The 17,762-nt window shown below is 44.8% G+C and carries 11 protein-coding genes and 1 pseudogene; 5 read left to right on the top strand and 7 right to left on the bottom strand.

Annotated features, from left to right (window positions below):
- Positions 1–51: 51 nt before the first annotated feature.
- From AC1DU2_RS19700 to AC1DU2_RS19715, 4 genes are all read right to left on the bottom strand, one after another.
- Positions 52–1,308, bottom strand: coding sequence for an MFS transporter (locus AC1DU2_RS19700; RefSeq protein WP_477386254.1), 1,257 nt, complete (start codon positions 1,306–1,308; stop codon positions 52–54).
- A gap of 5 nt (positions 1,309–1,313) precedes the next feature.
- Entirely contained in the window at positions 1,314–4,079 is a 2,766-nt protein-coding gene (locus AC1DU2_RS19705) for a TonB-dependent receptor (RefSeq protein ID WP_477386256.1), read from the bottom strand.
- 34 nt (positions 4,080–4,113) lie between these two features.
- Positions 4,114–4,674 (bottom strand): carboxymuconolactone decarboxylase family protein, encoded by a 561-nt coding sequence (locus AC1DU2_RS19710; RefSeq protein WP_477386258.1) that lies wholly within the window; start codon positions 4,672–4,674, stop codon positions 4,114–4,116.
- Positions 4,675–4,904: 230 nt separating this feature from the next.
- Positions 4,905–5,432 carry a hypothetical protein gene (locus tag AC1DU2_RS19715; protein WP_477386260.1) on the bottom strand — a complete coding sequence of 176 codons (528 nt, stop codon included), beginning with the start codon at positions 5,430–5,432 and terminating at the stop codon, positions 4,905–4,907.
- Positions 5,433–5,615: 183 nt separating this feature from the next.
- On the opposite strand from AC1DU2_RS19715, the gene AC1DU2_RS19720 reads away from it, so the two are divergent.
- The 3 genes from AC1DU2_RS19720 (at position 5,616) to AC1DU2_RS19730 (ending at position 8,859) form a co-directional block, all read left to right on the top strand.
- Positions 5,616–7,160, top strand: a complete 1,545-nt coding sequence (locus tag AC1DU2_RS19720; protein ID WP_477386262.1) for a glycoside hydrolase family 32 protein — start codon at positions 5,616–5,618, stop codon at positions 7,158–7,160.
- Positions 7,161–7,453: 293 nt separating this feature from the next.
- Positions 7,454–7,888, top strand: a complete 435-nt coding sequence (locus tag AC1DU2_RS19725; RefSeq protein WP_477386264.1) for a hypothetical protein — start codon at positions 7,454–7,456, stop codon at positions 7,886–7,888.
- A complete protein-coding gene (locus tag AC1DU2_RS19730; RefSeq protein ID WP_477386266.1) occupies positions 7,885–8,859 on the top strand; it encodes a wax synthase family protein in 975 nt (324 codons plus the stop codon). The genes AC1DU2_RS19725 and AC1DU2_RS19730 overlap by 4 nt, the downstream gene beginning before the upstream one ends.
- A gap of 65 nt (positions 8,860–8,924) precedes the next feature.
- On the opposite strand, the gene AC1DU2_RS19735 is transcribed toward AC1DU2_RS19730, so the two are convergent.
- From AC1DU2_RS19735 to AC1DU2_RS19745, 3 genes and pseudogenes are all read right to left on the bottom strand, one after another.
- The gene (locus AC1DU2_RS19735; RefSeq protein WP_477360150.1) at positions 8,925–9,701 is read right to left on the bottom strand and encodes a GLPGLI family protein; all 777 of its coding nucleotides are present in this window, start codon (positions 9,699–9,701) and stop codon (positions 8,925–8,927) included.
- A gap of 458 nt (positions 9,702–10,159) precedes the next feature.
- Positions 10,160–12,526: pseudogene (locus AC1DU2_RS19740) on the bottom strand (outer membrane beta-barrel protein); the annotation flags it as partial.
- 336 nt (positions 12,527–12,862) lie between these two features.
- On the bottom strand, positions 12,863–14,167 hold the full coding sequence (locus AC1DU2_RS19745; protein WP_477386268.1) for an amino acid permease: 1,305 nt from the start codon (positions 14,165–14,167) through the stop codon (positions 12,863–12,865).
- Positions 14,168–14,424: 257 nt separating this feature from the next.
- Here AC1DU2_RS19745 and AC1DU2_RS19750 point away from each other — a divergent pair, with 257 nt between their 5' ends.
- Together AC1DU2_RS19750 and AC1DU2_RS19755 are read left to right on the top strand one after the other, a co-directional pair.
- Positions 14,425–16,197: a PQQ-dependent sugar dehydrogenase gene (locus tag AC1DU2_RS19750; RefSeq protein WP_477386270.1), complete on the top strand. Its 1,773-nt coding sequence runs from the start codon at positions 14,425–14,427 to the stop codon at positions 16,195–16,197.
- A 183-nt stretch (positions 16,198–16,380) separates the two neighbouring features.
- The gene (locus AC1DU2_RS19755) at positions 16,381–17,691 is read left to right on the top strand and encodes an amidohydrolase family protein (protein WP_477386272.1); all 1,311 of its coding nucleotides are present in this window, start codon (positions 16,381–16,383) and stop codon (positions 17,689–17,691) included.
- The last annotated feature ends 71 nt before the right edge of the window (positions 17,692–17,762 follow it).

Below are 17,762 nucleotides of genomic sequence, written 5' to 3' on the forward strand. Positions count from 1 at the left end.
AATTAGTGATTTATTGAGTTGGTTCTTTTTTTTGCTTTAAGCCTTCGGCTTTCAGCTTTTGCGTTCTCTTTTATGGCCAAATAATACTACCAGCAGGCCTACTATAAATACTAACGAAAAAATGAATATGGCATTGCCATAGCCGCCCAGTGCCGATACCAGGATGCCTACAAACAGCACGGCGGTAGCGGTAAATATTCTGCCGATGTTAAAGCAAAATCCAGTTGCTGTGGCACGGATGCCGGTTGAAAATAGCTGTGGTATGTAGGCTGATAATACACCCTGGCTGGCGCCGAAAAATAAGGCCAGTACGCAGATCTCGGCATAAATAACAGGGCTGAAAGTGCTGTTGGTTTTAAACAACACAAATGATAAGCCGGCGCAAACTGCAAAGCAAATCAGCATCGACCGGCGTAAAGTAAGCAGGTTTACCAGCCACCCTGATAGGAAACCACCTGTTAGGCCGCCCATACCCAAAAACATCATGCTCAGGCCACGCTCTTTAGCGGCATCATGATTGGTAATAAGGCTTTGTACCCAGGTTGGCAGCCAGGAAAATATGGCCCATAGGCCTATTAACATAGTGCCAAAAGTCAGCGAGCCTACTATCAGCTCGCGGCGGTGGGCGGGCGATAGTAATTTATTAAGTGGGTTGTTGCGGTTGGCAATATCGTTGCGATAGCTGAGCCAGCCTGGCGATTCGGATAAAACCCAGGCGCCAATCAGCGCCAGGGCCAACGGGATAACGCCGATAAGAAAACCTGACCGCCATGACGACACCACGTAATTGATAAGCCCAGCCGAAAAGATGCCTACCGGGAACGCGATGGATAGGATGCCGATAACAACGGCTTTGCTTTTTGCCGGCCAAACTTCGCTTATCAGCGTAATGGTTGTTACCAACACACCTCCCACTCCAAAGCCGCTCATAAAGCGGCATAGTACAACGCCCCACCAAGTGGGCATTTGGCCTGTTAAAATGGTGAAAATGCCATAACAGCTAATGGCCATCAGCAAGGCGGTTTTACGGCCCATTTTGTCACTGATAACGCCCCAGGTAAAGCCGCCTAAGGCCCAGCCGAAAATGAATATGGCGTTAATATAGCCACTGATGGAGTTAATTTCGTTTGGAGGCAAATTGCCCTGCAAATCTTTAACCACCACCGGCAGATAAACCGACATCAAAGTAGATACCGTACCCCCAAGGGCGCTGCTCAAAAAACAAATAGCAAATAGTATTACCCGGTAGGGTACGCTGATATCTGTTTGCGGTTTTGAACCCTGCTTATCAATTACAAGTGTGCTCATGTTGTTTATTTTAAAAGGTCATCAAATACTATGGATACATAATAAATAGCGCCAATGGCCGGAGAACCGTACGACTGGTAGATGTGCTGGTTGAAAATATTGCTGCCGCCTAGTTTAACTGTCGATTTGAATTTTGGCAGCTTTTTGCTAATCTGCGCATCAACCATCGAGTAGGCGTCTACACGGCCCGGACGCGTACTGTTAAATGTACCGTACCAGTCAAACGCGCTTTGCCAGTGCCAGGCCAGGTTAAAGCCAAAATTGTTGGCAAAATTGCTGTTGCCAAAAGTGGTATTGGTAGCCCATTTAGGCGTGTTAAAAGCTGCAATATTGTTTGGATTTGCGTTGCGCAGATTAAATGTAGATAGCGTAGCATTGGCGCCCAGGGCATATCCTTTATCAAACAAATAAGTTAAACCCGCGCTTGCACCCTGTGCCGATACTTTATCGGGCGCGTTGGTGTATAGCTGAAAGGCATGCACCTTGCCACCAGGAATATCACTTGCCGATGCTGTGGTAACTTTGCCATCGGCACCTAATATTTGATCTTGTGGCTGAATTACTACTGTGTTAAGGATAAAGTTGGTATAGCTGCTGTAGTAATAATTTACATCAACCAGTAATTTATCCATAATTAAACCTTTGTACCCCAGCTCGAAGGCCTTTTGCTGCTCGGGCTTAATGTAGGCCACATTTGATTTTTGCAATAACCCTTTATTTTGCTCAACTGCCTGGGGAAACGGCGTTCCGCCGGCAACAGCCGCGCCAAATGCCGCACCAAATGCGCTTACTGATGATGCAGTGAACGAGTTTTCATAAACGTTTAACCCTGCACTGTTTTTGGGCGCGCCACCTAAAATGGTGATAGGGCCTACGTTAAGGTGGATAAACTGATCAACCGGGGTAGGGTTCCGGAAACCGGTTTGGTATGATGCCCTGAAATTATGGGTTTTATCAACGGTATAAACTGCCGAGAAGCGAGGCGTAAAGCTGCCTTTAAAGTTTTCGTTTTTATCATAACGGATAGAGGCTGTTAGCTTCAGGTTATCGTCAAATAGTTTTTTGGCGGCCTGCATAAACGCGCCGTATTCGGCAATGGTTACGCGGTTGGTTTTATCATCAAACAAACTGCCGTTGGTAAACATGCGGTAATCGCGGTAACTGCCGCCGGCCAGCAATTCAAACACTTTAATAGCGCTCGAGAAATCGTACTGGCCATCGGCATGGTAAAATTTACTTGCACTAAATACACCCGCGCCGCTTAAGCCGTAATTGTGGATAGATGCATCTTTGGCAGCGTTGAAGGCAGCTGTGCCCGGTAAAAAACGGCCCTGATCTGCAAAAGTCCGTGCTGCTGCATTATCGTGGGCGGTTACGCCACTGGCATTGCCGTTGTATGCTGCTGAATAGCGGGTAAACCAGGTATCGTCGGCTTTATCCGGCGTTACGGTGTTGCCGCTTAAATCCTGTACCCAATCGCGGTTGATGAACTGCGCCAGCGAGCGGGTATTATAGGAGTCGTGCGAGTTTTCGGCTACGGAATATCCGCGGATAAAAAAGTTGCTGCCTTTCAATTCCACCCGGTGGGTTTGCAGAACAAAGTTATTCAAATCAAATCGGCTGCTGCCGGTATAGCTGGCGGTTCCTTTACCAAAGTTGTACTGGTAAATGGCCTCCAGGTTATTGCTGATGCGGTAATGCAAAGCGCCGTTTAACTTAAGGCTGTATACGTTATAATTCATCAGGTCTTTTTCCTGGTAACCGGTTCTTGATACCAGGCCGATGCCGGGAAGGGTGCGCGATACTTCATCGCCATAAATATTCAGCGCGTCGCGCCCTGGGTTATTTGGTCCCCGTTGGGCAACCGGGGTTGATGCACTTACATCGGTATAGTTTTCGGCATACCAATCCCTGCCGGTTAAATACGAAGCGTTAATTTTCAAGGCAAATCTGTCGTTGAAGGCTTTTGCATATCGCGCGGCAAAATCATATAAACCCTGTGGCTTTACAGATGATTCGCCAAAGTGGTTCATTCCCGTTTTTACCTGTACGGTTAAGCCCTGGTATTTGAATGGATCTTTTGTTTTTAACGATAATAAACCATTAAAGGCCACCGGGCCATATAATGCCGATGCTGCACCTGGTATAACTTCTGCACTTTCGATATCAATATCCGATGCGCCGAAAAGGTTACCTACCGAGAAGTTGAGGCCGGGTGTTTGGTTATCAACACCATCAACCAACTGCAAAAAGCGGCCGTTACCGGTACTGTTAAAGCCACGGGTGTTCACCTGTTTGTAGGTTAAGCTGCTTGTAACTGCTTCTACTCCTTTTAAGCTTTGCAGGCCATCATAAAACGTGAAAGAAGGATTTTCCTTGATAGCTTTCAGGCTCATTTTTTCGATACTAACCGGCGATTGTAATATGCTTTGGTTAATACGGGTAGCAGATGATACAACCTCGTTTAGTACGATGGATTTTTGCTGTAATTTGAGGCTTACTTCGCCGGTGGATGTAACATTGCTTTCTATTTGTTCATACCCTACGGCAGATATAATGAGCGTGAAGGGCGGCTTAATTTTATTGAGGTTAAGGGAGTAATTACCTTTTGAGTCGGTAATGGTACCGGTTAATTTTCCTTTAACGGTAATGCTGGCGCCCACAACAGCCTGGCCGGTAGTTGCATCGGTTAGGTTACCAGTTATTTTGCTTTCCTGCGCAAACAGGTTGATTGACGAGAGCAGCAATATGATAAATAAAAGTTTTTTCATCGTGATTTGGTTTTAAATTAGTTAGGGTAACGGCTTATTTTTTTAAGTGATCATAGCCTTGTGGCAGGCGCGAATAACCATGGTTAACCAGGCGGTCGGCCAGGATGTTATAGTATCCGGCATCGGCAGGCAGCGCGGTAGCCAGTCCATCAACATAGCGGTTGTACAGGCAAAAAAGGGCAGCTATTAGTACAGTATCGTGAATTTCGATATCCGTCGCGCCCGCGGCCTTAGCCCGGTCAATTTCGGCGGAGGTTACATTTTTACCGCTTTGGCCGGTTAGTTTGGCAATGGTGAGCAGTGCCTTCATTTTTTCGCTCACTGGCGCTGTCTCGATATTTTCTTTGATCTTTTGGGCGGTATCATTTTCGCCTAAATACAAGTCGGCAGCAGCCGTGTGGGCGGTAGTACAAAATTTGCATTGGTTGCCGTGGGATACAATGGTAGCTATCAGCTCGCGGTCGCCCTCGGATAGGGTCGACGGGCCACGAAGCAAAATCTGGGTAAGTTCGCGAATAGGTGCAGCGCTTTCTTTGCTGTACTCCAATAAACCGGTAATGCCCGGTAAATGGGATTCAAGAGGAATATAAGGCATGAGTTTAATTTGAGGATTTGAAAATTAACTACGTTGAGGGCTTCCGCCGTTTGAAAATTGCCCGGAGAATGAGGTGCCACTATTGATATTTTTGCAACATCGCTGTCGCGTTTGTGCTCTGGCTAAATGCAAAAGCAGCAAACTGCGTTAAAGCGCGCAGGCAAATTCCAATAAAAGCAACTCAATGGTACTAACAGTACCGTCCGGAAAAATGAATTAAAAAGAGGGGATTAGCAGGTGGCTTTTGGCGGTTGCTCAGGAATGTCCTGGTGGTAATAAACCAAGGGCTGTACGGGTTGTACAACGTTTTTCTGCAAGTTTTTTATGGGACAATTAAACTCAATTTGCGCAAAAGAGAAACTTATGTTTTCCTGCACAATGGTTTTGCCATAGGGCACATGATCTTTTTGTGGTACCGGGATATCTTTAACGCCTTTGGCATTAACTACATTTTTATCAATATGTTGGGTGGTCTTGTAATTGGGGATGCACATCAGGTGTAAGCCGGTGCGTGTCATCTTCATTTTTACGTAATTGTAGTTGGTGCTCCCAAACTGGATTTGCCCTGCAATGTTCTCGAAGTTTTTCCAGTCGCGAATATTGGGCAGGTCAACGGGGATAATTATCTCTGTCAGATCTTTGATATTGTAAAGCCCTTTGCGGGTTTGCTCGGTATAAAACTTATCTGTTTTGTAAACCAAATATTGATGAAATGCCAGCTGCCCGCCAATATTTAGCAGGTGAATGTTGAGTAACATTAAGGCAATAAATTTTTTCAATCTGGTTTAAAGGCAAAAGAGTTGTTTAAAGTTGTGACTTTAAAACAAACTTTCAAAATTTTATTTAACAATAGCGCGAATATTTGCTTTGTTTCTGCCGCATTTGCCCCGGAGTTAATTTTTAACGTACTTTTATACTGCCAACTTTATAAACAGCCACCTATGTTTAAATATTTTATTTGCTGCCTTGCCTTCCCGATGTTTATTGTTAAAGTGTTTGCCCAGCAAACACCAACTCCGCAATGGCGGCCTGCATACCACTTTACGCCGCCCACCGGCTGGACTAACGACCCTAATGGCCTCATCTTCCTGGACGGAAAATATAACCTGTATTATCAGCACAATCCTTTCGAAAATAAATGGGGGCACATGAGCTGGGGCCACGCCACCAGTACCGACCTGCTGCACTGGACAAATCTGCCGGTTGCTATTCCCGAAATAGTGACCAATGATACTTTAACCTATATTTACTCCGGATCGGCAGTGTTGGATAAAAATAATACCAGCGGTTTTGGTAAAAATGGCAAAGCTCCTATAGTTGCCATTTTTACAGCCGATCAGCCTAAACAGAAAAAAGAATCGCAATATATAGCTTATAGCAACGATGGAGGCATAAGCTACACCCAATACACCGGCAACCCGGTCATCGATTTGAATAAAAAAGATTTTCGCGACCCCAATGTTTTCTGGCACGAACCAACCAAACAGTGGATTATGACGGTAGCCATGGTTGACGAGCATATGGTAAGGATTTACGGCTCTAAAAACCTGAAAGAGTGGACAAAACTCAGTGATTTTGGCCCGGCTGGTTATACCAAAAGCGGATGGGAATGCCCATCACTGCTGCCTTTAACTGTTGATGGCGATGCAGCCAACACAAAATGGGTACTGTTTGTATCGTGCTGGGGCGAGCATAGCCCAATGATGCAGTATTACGTTGGCGATTTTGATGGCACAACCTTTAAAAACAGCAATGATGCCAGTAGCCTGTCCAAAGTTGATTATGGCGACTCGTTTTATGCCGCTATTGCCTGGCGCGATGCACCTGGCAACAGGAAAGTGCTTTTAGGCTGGCTTGTAAACGGGCGCAAAGAAACCTATCCATGGAAAGGGCAAATGTCTATCCCCCATGATCTATCCTTAAAAACCACTAATGAGGGCATCAGGCTTGTTCAGGCACCATCAGCTGTTGTTAATGAGGCAATTTCAAAGGAAGTGAAGGCGCTTTCATTTGGTAGCCACGTACTTGACGGAACGATGTCGTTAAAAGGCAGCAGGGTATTTGGTAAATCAATGTGGATTGACGTTGATTTTCAGCTGAATGATGCCAAAAAAGTAGGCTTTATTTTAGCCCAGGAACGCAGCACAACAAAAAAAGTTGTAGTAGGATATGATGCTGTAAAACAGGAGCTTTTTATTGATTGTACAACCTCTGAAACGGCGAATAAGGATGCCGTAAACCTTATCCAGACCGCGCCTTTAAAGCCGGTAAATGGGGCTGTAAGGCTCCAGATTTTGCTGGACAGATCCTCACTGGAGGTTTTTGGCAACGGCGGCGAAAAGGTAATATCTACCATGATATACCCCGGCGAAAACGCCACCGATAATACCATATTTTCGGAAGGGAAATCGCAGGTGAAAAGTTTAAAGATATGGGATCTGAGCAGTAGGGTAATCCAGCCAAAACCAACACCCGAAAGAAATTAGCCTGGCGAATTGCCCCGGCCGGTTGTTTTTTGATAATTATTTTGGCGCTAAATTATACTTTTCTGATAATGAAGTGGTTGAATGTTTTTTATCTGTCCTTTCCTGTGCCGTTGATGCACCTTTGAATGCACTTTGATCACCTTCCCAACACCCTGCGGATATCCGTTAGCGTACTGTTTTTATTTAAAAGTCGGGAGTATATTTTAATTATTTAATTTTCAATATATTTTGAAAATTTGATATTTTATGTAGATTTGTACTATCGAAACCGATAAAAATAGATAGCCTGTAAAATGAAAACCATAGGTTTTAGTATTCAGCAGTTGATTTGGTTTGCAGGGCTGGCCCAGGTAGGGCTGGCGGTTGGCAGCCTGGCCATTCCCCGGGTTTTAAACTGGCGGTCCGAGCTGTTCAAAGTGCAGCCCCTGATTAAACAAATGTTTTGGACTTACGCCGCGTACATCCTCGTGATCAACCTTTGCTTCGGGCTGCTTTCGGCCCTGGCATTTAATGACCTTGTTAACGGATCGCAGCTGGCAACATTGCTTACCGGTTTTATCGCAGCTTACTGGATCTCCAGGGTATTGATCCAGTTCCTTTATTTCGACAGGACAAATTTCCCGGCAGGCAAATTGCATAAGCTGGCCGAGGCGGTATTGATTATTCTTTTTGTTTTCCTGAGTATTGTTTATAGCCGGGCCTGTTACTTTAATTATATGCAGTCATGATCACCACGGCGGTACTATTTTCAGTGTTTTATTTCGGCATCACAAACGCTGTTGTTGTACTGTTGGGTTATGCATTTATAAAATATAAAATGGTGTGGCAAAGCTGGGTTTTGCTGATTATAAGTATCCTAATTGTTCACTTTATATTTTTACAGGCCAACCCCACATTGCGGATGCTGGCCATTATTGCCACAACCTTTACCGCCATGAAGGTTATTGCCGTTGCCCAAAGTTATAAAACCAAAAAACTTACCCTTCAATTTAATCAATGGCTGGTTTTTGCAGGCGGCTGGGCCGGCATGCGTGCCGAACCTTTTGAAAACCTTGGGCAGGCACCCTTACCCAATGCCTGGACAATGATTTGGTTTGGCCTGAGCCGGGTAATAGTCGGTGGGGCGCTTATTTTACTGGGACGCCAAATTGTATTGCTGCCTTTGGGGCCGCAGCCGGTTTACCTGTTAACCACTGCTTTTCTGTTGGTTGGGCTAAGCCTTATTCTTCACTTCGGGCTGTTGAGTATTAGCGCAGGTACATGGCGACTAAAAGGCGTAAATACCTATTACCTGTTTAAGCAACCTGCACGGGCCATGAGCCTTACTGAATTTTGGGGCAAACGCTGGAACATGGCCTTTAGCGAAATGACCTCCATAACCATCTTTCGTCCCTTGCGTAATAAAATAGGGCCGGGTGCCGCGTTAATGGTCGCCTTTGCCTTCTCGGGGCTGTTGCATGAGCTGGCGCTTAGCGTACCCGTAAATAGCGGGTATGGTTTGCCCATGATATATTTTATTATCCAGGGAATTATGGTACTGCTGGAAAAGGTATTGACAAATGGCGGGGCTGCATTTTTAAAACACCCGTTCACCGCCCGTTTATGGACTTTGTTTTGGGTGATAGCGCCCATGCCTTTGCTGTTTCACCCACAGTTTATCAGGCAAATTGTATGGCCGATGGTGGGCTTACACTTGTAAAGCCGTAAAACACAAACACCCCGCTATGCCAGGCATAACAGGGTGTTGCTTAAGTTTATGACAGGTTACAGGATAAAAGCTTTTAAATAAATATTTGATTGGTTGCCCCAGTTTTTCATTACATCGGTTAGGGTGGCGGTTAGTCCCTTACGGTCTACAGCCTTTCCTTTTTTAGGGGCGGCAAGCGCTTTATCATCAACCGGTACCTCATTTACTTTGGTAGCAAACCAGGTTACGTTTTCGTGCGGAATGGCAAGGCCCAGTATCATGCCCGGCAGGCCGGCAAATGACTCGGGGCCGCCAGGTACCGTAATATCGTCGGTATAAAAAGCTACCACATAAACCGAATCAAGCACCAGCGCGTTTGCGCGGCGACAGGTAAAACCGGCAATTTCGCGGGTTTCAGTGGTAATCTTCCAGTTTATTTTGCGCACACTGTCTTTCACCAGGAATACCGATTCAAAAACCTTTTTCTGATCAATGCTGGTGTAGGTATTCAAATCGGTTTGTACGGTATTGTTTTGCCCAACCATCGGGTTATCTAAAAAAAAAGTATTGCCCTGGGCTTCGGGCTCAATGGGGGTAAACAGGGTTTTGTTGTTGCCAAACGCTAAAGTACTTTTCAGTTTCCTGAATTGAGGCTGCGTTTTTTTATAAGAGTCAAAAGCAGGTTGTAGCCAGGCCTCGTTGTCCTTATCAATTATCTTCTGAAAAACAGCGTACATGTTTACGCTCTTTTCGTACTCTATAATGCCATTGGTGGTAAAGTGCTTGTTTTGGGCAAACAGGCAGCTGCCGCCAAGTACTAATAAAGCTGTTGTAAATAAAATAAACTTTTTCATATAAATTATTTTTTAGCTGCTGGCGCGGCTCCGCCGCCAACATGGTTAAAATCCCAAATAAGTGATAGCATAAAGAACCTGCGGATAGTAGTATACCGCTCCTGCGAAATCTGGTTGGCATTACCTGTACGGCTGTACCCGGTATTCTGGTTCAGTAAATCGTTGCCGGCCAGGTATATTTTTATACTTTCATCCTTAAGAAAAGTTTTACCAATGGTTGCGTTCAGGATCGTTTTCCTGAAATCCTGGGGAAACGATTGTGTTGCCGCGTTGTATTGGTATGTAGCATCGGAGTTGATACTAAAGTGCAGTGGGAGGTAAATATTAAAGCCTCCGTTTGCCTGTAAGCCCCGGCCGTTGTTATTAATATTAGTTTGTAACGAAGAAGAGTTAACAGTATAGGTAGGCCCTACCGACCCCCACATATCATACTTCTTTTGTTTGTATTTGGATAACCTGAAATCAAGGCTATAAGTGTATGATTGTGTTTTATTTAAGGCGTTGGAGCCCTCGTTGTACTTAACAAAATTGTAATAAGTATTACCGCTTCCGTTAATACCTAAGCCAGCGTTTATATCTACTTTGGGGATTTTTCTATCAAAGTAGGCACTTGCATACATATTTACTGTTTGGTTGCCGTTAAGATTGGTGTACACATAGGTGTTTCTGCCATTCACCGTGGTAACGTTGCTTACAATAGGATTGTAGGTATTGGAGTATGAACCATATAACCAAACAGATTGCCCGCTGAGCACTTTATAAGAGTTATAGCTAAAATTTAAACGATTGGTGTATGATGGCCTTAAATTGGGGTTACCAATTGTTCTGTTTACCGGGTCGTTATTTACCAGTACGGGTTGAATTTGGTCAATAGTAGGTTGTGTTGTATTACCATTGTAACTCAATCGTACAGATTCCTGCTGTGAAAAGCGGTATTGGAATGTAGCCTGCGGAAACCAGTTCACAAAATTACGCGTCCTGTCAGGTACATTTCTGATCTCGTCTATTTGTTTAAAGTTTACCACCGACACCCTCGACCCAAAATTGAATGTGGCTTTTTTGCCCTTATAATTAAGATTAAGTCCAAACTGGTTTGCCACCTGGTTTAATTTATAAAAATTGCTCACCGTTGTGTCAAGTGTGGTATAGTTCCCGGAACCTCCCGGATCGTTATAGGAGCGCCTGTCAGAACTGCTGTTGCTTAGGTTGATGCCGTAGTTTACCACCGCCGAAAGCTTTTTGGTAAGCGGCTCTGTATAGGTAAGGTTGGTATTTAACACGTTGCTTTTTATGTTTGATACCTTGCGCTGATCGATAATTGTGTCCTGGGTTAATGTAGCAGTTGTATCATATGATTTTGTACGGGCGTACAAATAACCCTTTGACTCACTTTGGTTAAGCGATTCTGATACATTTAACGAAAACGTACGACCAACCTTTTTGAATTTTTTAGTATAAAAAGCGCTTGCGTTAAATATTTTCGATTTTACATCATTATCAACATTACGCTTACTGGTGTTTTGTAACCCGCCGTTTGCATAATTGCTTACATAATCATATTTGGTATTGGTGATAGCGTCTTTAGACGTACCATCTACCATAAGCTTCAGGTTTTGACTGGTATCTATCTTAACCTGGTAGGTTAAATCCAGTTTTTGGCGGAACATGTGGTTATGAAAAGTTTGATCCGAGCTGTTGGTGTTAAAGGTACCGTCGAAGTTATTTTGTGCTATAGTGTTTTTAGTACCATCCACGTTTAACGATCCTATTTTGTAATTGCCATTGATAGATTCTTTATCGCCGTTCCATTTGGTATCATAATGCGCTCCTGCCGATCGTGCCAGCGGGATACCTTCTCCATCAAACCGTCCGCTAAACGAGTCGAGGTCATCGCCTCCTCCGCCGTTAAAATATATCTCGCCACCATCGCCAAATTCAAGACCGCCGCTGCCACCGTACTTGCTGTTATCGTCCCAGCCTAAACCTACCTTACCTGTATTGCCCAACGTGCCATACACCGAAAACTTTTGTTTGCCCTTAAACCGGTTAAACAATATCTGCTCCTGGTAATATTTATCTGTACCACCTTCGGCATCTATTTTACCAAAGTAACCGTTCTTTTTATCCTCTTTAAGTTTAATGTTAATGGTTTTATTCTTCACACCATCATCAATACCGGTAAATGCAGCCTGGTCGCTTTTTTTATCGTAAAGCTGCACCTTATCTACCATATCGGCACGCAGGTTTTTGGTAACCAGGGTGGGATCATCGCCAAAAAATTCCTCGCCATCAACCAAAACCTTGCTTACGGTTTGGCCCTGGGCGGTGATTTTGCCATCCTTATCCACCTGGATGCCCGGAAGCTCTTTTAGCAGGTCCTCTACTTTGGCGTTGGGTTGTACGGTAAATGCTTTCGCGTTAAATTCGGTGGTATCGCCTTTAATTTTTACAGCCGCTACCTGGGCTTTTATAATAACCTCTTTAAGCAGCTGCGTTTTAAGTATCATGCCTATGCGGCCAAAATCGTGCGTGGTATGTGCCGAGTCGAGTGTAAAACGCTCTACAAAATCGGCGTAGCCAGAGTAGCTTACCAGCAAAATGAATTTACCTTTTTTTAAATTGTTAATGGCGAACTGGCCATCATTTACCCGGGTAAACTTTTGCAGGATAGAATCTTTGGCATTTAAAACAGCAACAGTGGCGTTGGTTAATTTAGAATTTGAAGCCGTATCGGCAACTCCGCCTTTGATAGAGTAAGTATTTTGTGCAAAAACGGAAACGGTACCCAGCAGGAGTATTATTAGTGCAGTAATTGTGATTTTCATAAGGTTATTTATGGAAACCAAGGTATAACTAAGTTTTTAGTAATCAAAACGATTTAACAATTGAACCTGTATATTTAACATTTAAAGCCCAAAATTTAACATTTATGACTTTTTTAAAGCCTACAAGCAATTGATTTTCATCTTAATAAACAGATACGCCTTTGCTGTGTAATAATATTATTACATTTTATTTAAAATACGGGTAATAAACAGGAGGTAGTAGACCGTCAGGTTACAACGAAGGTCGCACTGCAAACCAATAATGTAAAATGCTATATGATAAGCTGAATTTTGCCTTTTTACCACTAACTTAATATTGAATGAGTTTAGGGGAATCTACTGCTCCTTGTTTTTTTGGTAGGCTACCCAAACGTAAAAAGGCACGCTCATCATCAGTAAGACAAAACCGTAATATACGGCATCTTTGCCGGTGCCTACAATATTCCACAGCGCATAACCAAATGCTACTATAGCCAAAACCACGGCGCCAAGCCAGCCATCTGCCTGTTTGTTTTTTACCTTGATGATAAGATAGGATGCAGCCGATAACAAGTAAGGAATAAGCATCGACAGCAGCGAAAGCATCAGTAAAAACCGGAATTGTTCAACAAATCCTTTGGAGTAATTCATACTCATAAAAACAGAAACAAGCGTACTGCTAAGCAGGATGCCCATGTAAGGCACGCCTTTTTTATTTTGCTTGCTAAATATGGCGGGGAACAATTTATCCCTGGCCACAGCAAAGGGCATTTGCCCCTGCATCAGTGTCCACCCGTTAAGCGCGCCAAAAGCGGCAATGGCAACGCCGGCGCTTACCCAGTAACGAATGTTGTTGCCGTAAATTATGGCGGCGGCATCTGCGTAAGGCGTTTGCGACTTTGCCAACTCGGCAGCGGGAATAAGCCCCATTACGCTTACACTACCTAAAATATAAACCAATGTAGCAATTAACAGGCCCAGCAATGTTGCACGCGGCACCGTTTTTTGTGGGTTTTCCACACTCCCGGCAGGTATAGTGGCGCATTCAATTCCGATAAAAGAAAATAGGGTCATGGCTGCGGTAGTGCTTATTGCACTATAGGTACTTGTACCACTGCTGTTAAACGGGCTAAAGTTTTTGGCCTTTAAAAAAAACAGGCCCCCAAATGCCACAAGCACTAGTGGTAAAATTTTAAGTATGGTTGTAACCAGCTGCCATTTGCCGCTGGTTACAACACCCCGTGTGTTAATATAAGTAAGCAACCATATAGCGCAAAGGCCGGTGGCTACCGCCGGCAGGCCGCTTGCCAGCGGTGGGAAAAACGTACTTAAGGCACTCACCAGCGATTTGGTAATGGCTGCGCAGGCGCATGAGGTAGATAAGAAATAACCCCAGGCCACCAGGAAGCCTGCAAAGTCGCCCAGTCCGTAACGTGTAAAGGCGTAGGGGCCACCCGTAGCATGTGGCAGTAGCTTACTCATGTTACTGAAAACTTTTGCCAGGAAAAACGAGCCCACTGCCGAAAATACCCAACCCAGCAAACCAATACTCCCGAAACTGGCCATAGCGGCGGGCAGTAAAAAAACACCTGCGCCTATCATATTGCCCGCCACCAGGGAGGTGCTTGTCCATAAGCCTAATTTTTTTTCTGAGTTGGGCATTGCTGTAAATAAATTGAGGATGATAAGATAGGATTTTTATTAAATACTGCCGTAGTAATTTAACAGGAGGAGGGGGGGGATTTTAGACGGTTATCGATTTTATAAGCGGCCCAAAGTGTGTTTTTAACTACTGTTTTGGCCGCCTATAGCAGCAAACTAAACTGCAACGTAAATTTTGTTTAAACATTTCCCCTTCAAATTCCTTTTACTACCGGCAAATACCTGCTGCCGAATCATAGTCGGCGTATGATTTCCGGATGAAGAAAAACAATTTTTTAGGAGTAAGAAAAACAGTTACGATGCTTTTGGCGACGGCAATTGCGGCAATAACGGTCGCTTTTGTTTTAGTTAAACATCCAGATAAAGCGCTAACTGCCGATAAAAACAACGGCGGGTTATACCTGCCAGGTAATTTCAAAGCCGTAATTGCCATTGATAGCCTGGCTGGCAGGGCACGCCACCTGGCCGTAAATAGCAATGGCKATATTTATGTAAAACTCCGCTTTCCCGATTCTATCGGCGGCAACATTGCAGCACGGGATACGGATCGCGACGGCAAGGTAGATACGATTAAAAAATTTGGCAACTATGATGATAAAGGGCCTTATGGTACCAGTATGCGGGTGCATAAAGGCTACCTGTATTTCAGTTCGGAGGTAAACGTTTACCGTACCAAATTAAATCCGAATACGTTGGTGCCCGATGGTCCGCTGGAATTGATATTACATGATGCCCACGGCGAGCATGAGCATGACGCCAAGCCCCTGGCTTTTGATGATGCCGGGCATATGTACGTTGCCTTCGGTGCGCCATCCAATGCCTGCCAGGAGCAAAACCGGGTTCCCGGTTCGCCGGGGATAAAAGGCTGCCCCTTGTTGCAGGAGTACGGCGGTATATGGCAGTTTGATGAAGCCAAGCCCAACCAGCAACAACAGGACGGTGTTCGTTATGCCACTGGTTTGCGCAGCGTGGTAGCTATGGATTGGAACACCGCAGATAATTGCCTGTATGTTGTAGCCCATGGCCGCGACGATCTGCGCCTGCTGTTCCCTAAAAAATTCAGCGCCTGGCAAAGTGCCGTTATGCCCGCCGAGGAGTTTTTGAAGATAAAACAAGGTACAGATGTAGGCTGGCCATATTATTATTACGACCCTATAAAACATAAAAAACTGTTAAACCCGGAATATGGCGGCGACGGCATAAAGGCGGGCGATGGCGCAAAATATGCCCAGCCCTTGATTGCCTTCCAAGCGCATTGGGCACCCAATGATTTATTGTTTTACACCGGCAATCAGTTTCCGGCCAGGTATAAGAATGGCGCTTTTGTGGCTTTTCATGGTTCAACCAACCGCTCGCCGTATCCGCAGGCTGGTTTTTTTGTGGCTTTTGTGCCGTTTAAAAATGGCGTGCCTACCGGTAAGTGGGAGATATTTGCCGATGGTTTCGCGGGCCGCAACACCGTGGTAAGTGTAAGCGATGCGCTTTGCCGGCCCATGGGCTTATCTACAGGGCCCGATGGATCATTATATGTGAGCGATACCGAATTAGGGAGGGTGTGGCGCATTTTTTACCAGGGCGACAAAACTAAATTTACCAGCGCCATGCTGACCAAAATGGAACTGCGTAAAAAGCTACCCAATTTTAAAATACCCGATCAGGCCCGCAATAATTTTGCTACCGGGATGCTTAAAGGCGGTGCAAAAATTTACACCACGCACTGTGCCAGCTGTCATCAAAAAAATGGCAAAGGCGATGGCAACCTTTTCCCGCCCCTGGGCGGATCGGAGTGGGTAACCGGCGGCAAATACATGGAAAAGGAGCCTGCCATAAGGGTGTTATTAAGCGGCCTTGAAGGGCCCGTTACCGTGAAGGGCAAGCCATACAACAGTGTAATGCCAAAGCACAATTTTTTGAGCGATGCAGAAATAGCCGGTGTACTTACCTATATCAGGAGCAATTTTGGTAACAATAGCAGCTTGGTCACGGCATCTGAAGTAAAAAAAATAAGGGCTACTTTGCCGGGTAAATAACCTGGCCTTACCGCTGTTTTCGCGCTGTGGTTGCTAAGGCTACTTCTGCTTTTTCATGCTGGCTGTCCGTATCGGGCCGTAAAAAAGTTAACAAATGAGGAAGGCATTTTAAATGTTATCTTGCGTTGTCCCTAAGCTCATTTAAATAAAGCTGCCGGGAAGCTAATTGCCTATATGCTACCAATGAAAAAACTTATCACCCTCGCCTTATTAGTTATCCCTTACTTTGCTTCGGCACAAACCACGCATAAATACCTTATTAAAACCGGGAAGCTATTTGACAGCGAAACCGGTCAGTTTAAAACAGGACTGGATGTATTGGTTGACGGCAATAAAATAGAAGCGGTAAAAGCCGACAGAGATTTATCCGATGAAGAAAAGAAAGACCGCGAACTGATAGATCTTTCTGAATACACAATTCTTCCCGGCCTTATCGATTCACACACGCATTTGTTATTCAGGGAAGAGTTGCAGGCCGGCATGGATTTTTCAACCCTGTCTTTAGAGAAAGTATTAACCCAGCAGGGCGATGCATACCGGGCCATATATGGTGCCGTAAGGGCAAAGGCTTATTTAGAAGCAGGTATAACATCTGTACAGGATTTGGGTAACTCGGGCAAGTTTGCAGATATCGCTTTGCGCAAAGCTATTGAAGATGGCTTGGTTGTTGGCCCGCGGATGAGTTGCGCGGGGCAGGGATTATCCAGCGAGGGCGGACAGTTACCAGGCTTAATTTACCAGCACCGGAATATAGCTAATGACGAATACCGGATAATAACCAGCGCCGACGATGCCATACAGGCCGTTCGCGAAAACGTTACCCAGGGAGCCAACGTAATTAAAATTTACTCCAACAATACCCCAAACCGTACTGCCCTTTCTGTTGATGAAATGCGTGCGATTGTAAAGGAGGCGCATCGTTATAATTTGCGGGTTACCGCCCACGCAACGGATAACCAGGCAGTATACAACGCGGTAATTGCCGGAGTTGATGGCATTGAACACGGATACAAGGTAAATGATAGCACCCTGATGCTGATGGCCAAAAAGAAAGTGATCCTGGTACCTACGGATGGCGACAGCACCATATATGCCAACTACGCTGCGATAGCCTATCCCGGCGATAAAAATGTAGCACCGCAATTAAAAAAGATGACGGATGCCCAGGCCAACCGACTGCAGCGCGCGTTAAAGTTTGGGGTAACAGTGGCCGCTGGGTCTGATGATTATATTGATGTGCATATGCCCTATTCGGCATTTTCCAAGCATACGCTTATCGGTTATCATGAAGAGGGGGTAAGCATCCCGCAACTACTGCAGTTTGCTACTATCAATGCCGCCAAACAACTTAATATGCCTAACAAGATAGGTAATCTGAAGCCCGGTTTCCTGGCCGATATTATAGCGGTAGATAGTAACGTAGATACAGATATCCACGCCATCATGAACGTACATTTTGTGATGAAGGACGGCGTGGTGTATGTGAATAAATAAACCGGGTTGGTATTTATTTTTATTAAATATTATCACAAATTAGTTGCTTGTTCGTTATAGGTATCGCCATG

The organism is Mucilaginibacter sp. P4_C11 (genome assembly GCF_056402115.1).